The organism is Mesorhizobium vachelliae (assembly GCF_033977325.1).
Classification (GTDB): domain Bacteria; phylum Pseudomonadota; class Alphaproteobacteria; order Rhizobiales; family Rhizobiaceae; genus Mesorhizobium; species Mesorhizobium vachelliae.
In genome coordinates, this window is the sequence record NZ_JAVIIR010000055.1 from 1 (window position 1) to 2,398 (window position 2,398).

A 2,398-nucleotide genomic window follows, 5' to 3' on the forward strand; every position below is an offset into this window, starting at 1 on the left:
GCGGCTGCGGATTCCGCTGACCACGCCACCGACACTGGCGGCGGCGATGGTGAAGGCGCTGGGCGTTTCATGATCCCGGTTCCGAGCCAGGTGCGGATCTGGTTGGCGGTCGGCCGAACCGATATGCGTCGCGGGATGCAAGGCTTGGCTCTGCAGGTTCAGGAGACGTTGGGCCGGGATCCGCATGCCGGCGATCTTTATGTCTTCCGCGGTCGCAGCGGCAATCTGATCAAGATTATCTGGCATGATGGGCTCGGCATGTCGCTGTATGCAAAGCGGCTCGAGAAGGGCCGGTTTCTATGGCCGTCGCCGGCGGATGGCACGGTTTCCATATCACCGGCGCAGCTGGCCTACATGCTCGACGGGATCGATTGGCGCAACCCGCGTCACACGTTCCGCCCTGAGCGCGCTGGCTGAGTTTTTCTTTGAGTTAGCGCCATTTTCCGCGAGTCAGCGGAGGCGTTTTATGATTCACTCCAGGGCATGGTTGCCACCGCCCAGGATGCTGTTCCGGACGATATCGGCGCGCTGAGGGCAGCGCTGGCCGCGGCGCTGGCCAGAGCCGAAGACGAGGCCGCGCGCGCTGCGCTGGTCGAGGCCGAACTGGCGGTCGCCAGGGCCAAGGCATCGGAGATGCGGCGCTGATCGCACACCAGGATCTGACGATCCGGAAGCTGCAGCGGGCGCTGCATGGTCAAAGTTCTGAACGTTCCGCCCGGCTGCACGAGCAGATGGAGCTCACCTTCGAGGAGCTCGAGAGCACGGCGACGCAAGACGAGATCGCCGCCGAACAGGCCGCGGCCCGGACCACCGAGGTGGCGCCTTATGTGCGCAAACGACCGGCGCGCCAGCCATTTCCCGAGCATCTGCCGCGCGAACGCGTGGTCGAGCCGGCACCGGCCGCTTGCCACTGCTGCGGCGGTCATCGGCTGCGCAAGCTGGGTGAGGATATCACCGAGACGCTGGAGGTGGTGCCGCGGCAATGGAAGGTGATCCAGCACGTGCGGGAGAAGTTCACCTGCCGCGACTGCGAGGCGATCAGCCAGGCTCCGGCGCCGTTCCACGCCACCCCGCGCGGCTGGGCCGGTCCCAGCCTGCTGGCGATGATCCTGTTCGAGAAGTTCGGACAGCATCAGCCGCTCAACCGCCAGGCTGAACGCTATGCCCGCGAAGGCGTGCCGCTCAGCCTGTCGACGCTCGCCGACCAGGTCGGCGCCGGCGCCGCGGCGCTGATGCCGCTGTTCAAGCGGCTCGAAGCCCATGTGCTGGCCGCTTCACGTCTGCACGGCGACGACACGACGGTGCCGGTCCTGGCCAAGGGCAAGACCGATACCGGCCGATTATGGACCTATGTGCGCGATGACCGACCGTTCGGCGGCGCCGATCCGCCGGCGGCGGTGTTCTATTATTCCCGCGATCGCCGAGGCGAACATCCCGCGGCGCATCTCGCCGGCTGGAGCGGCATTCTGCAGGCCGATGCCTTTGGCGGTTACGGCGATCTCTATGCGACGGGTCGTCAGCCGGCGCCTGTTCTGGAAGCCAGCTGCTGGGCCCACAGCCGGCGCAAAGTGTTCGAGCTGGCCGATATCGAAGCGGCGGCGCGCAAGAAGGCGCGCGGCGACAAGCCCAACCTGGTCTATCCGCTCGCGGTTGAAGCCGTGAAGCGCATCGATGCCCTGTTCGATATCGAGCGCGAGATCAACGGCCTGTCGCCGGCCCAACGTCACGCCGTGCGCCAGGAGCGGAGCGTGCCGCTGGTCACCGAACTCGAGCGCTGGATGATCGAGACGCGCGACAAGCTCTCGCGCGGACACGATCTGACCAAGGCCTTCAACTACATGCTGCGCCGCTGGCCATCCTTCACCCGGTTCCTCGCCGATGGGCGGATTTGCCTGTCGAACAATGCAGCCGAGCGAGCCCTGCGCGGCATCGCTCTCGGCAGAAAGTCCTGGCTGTTCTGCGGTTCCGATCGCGGCGGACAGCGCGCTGCCGTTCTCTACAGCCTGATCGCCAGCGCCAAATTGAATGACATTGACCCTCAGGCCTGGCTCGCCGATATCCTGGCGCGCATCGCGGCCCATCCAGCACAGCGGATCGATGATTTGCTGCCGTGGAATTGGCGATCCGCAAAACTGCGGACCCACCCAGCGGCGGCCTGATCATGCAGCGCAATAAGGTGCATCACGTCTCCACCGTCGAACGTGTCGCCAGCGACCTCGGCGTCAGCGAAGCGCTCATCCAGGACCTTACCCTCGGTCTCGAGCCCGAGGACGCGTCATCTGGGTCTACGGCGCCAACGATGACGACGGGATCCTGGCCTTCACCGATGAAGGCATCGAGGAGGTCAAACTCCTCCTCGAAGAATATCATCGCGTCTCACCATCGAAACCTTGACCCC

General features: G+C 65.5%; 2 protein-coding genes and 1 pseudogene. All 3 read left to right on the forward strand.

The window, feature by feature from the left end:
* Positions 1–417, forward strand: a 417-nt coding sequence (tnpB, locus tag RFM41_RS33915; RefSeq protein ID WP_347344044.1) for an IS66 family insertion sequence element accessory protein TnpB, incomplete at its 5' end; no start/stop codon positions are given.
* 66 nt (positions 418–483) lie between these two features.
* A protein-coding gene (gene tnpC / locus RFM41_RS33920; protein WP_430691609.1) for an IS66 family transposase occupies positions 484–2,159 on the forward strand; the annotation gives its coding sequence in 2 pieces (ribosomal slippage) (positions 484–634 and positions 634–2,159; 1,677 coding nt in all).
* A gap of 2 nt (positions 2,160–2,161) precedes the next feature.
* Positions 2,162–2,398: pseudogene (locus RFM41_RS33925) on the forward strand (hypothetical protein); the annotation flags it as partial.